Raw genomic sequence first — 288 nt, 5'->3', positions numbered from 1 at the left:
CTTCTATGCCGTCGATGGGGCCTATCGGGTTCGGCGCTCCTTGCGCGAGCGCATGGTCTTCGCGGTCCAGGACCTGCTGCTCGATCCGCCGTTCGCCGCGATGGATCTGATCAGCTGTCGGAATCTGCTGATCTACCTCGAATCCGAGACCATCGACTTCGTGCTGCAGCTATTGCACGGCGCGCTACGGCCTGGCGGCTATCTGCTGCTGGGCAAGAGCGAGGCCTATCCCCTGCATCGCTTCGGCTTCGAACCCGTGGCCCTGCGCTGGAATCTCCCTCGCAAGGC

Annotated in this window: 1 protein-coding gene; it reads left to right on the top strand. The window is 63.5% G+C overall.

Annotated features, from left to right (window positions below; translation table 11 throughout):
* Positions 1–288 (top strand): CheR family methyltransferase (locus FS767_RS22125; protein WP_305986788.1); only part of this gene is annotated, 288 nt, incomplete at both ends.

The organism is Pseudomonas sp. DE0010, from assembly GCF_007680745.1.
GTDB classification, from domain to species: Bacteria; Pseudomonadota; Gammaproteobacteria; order Pseudomonadales; family Pseudomonadaceae; genus Aquipseudomonas; species Aquipseudomonas parafulva_B.
Note: the sequence above shows the minus strand (reverse complement) of the source record. Positions and strands in the feature narration are given on the sequence as shown.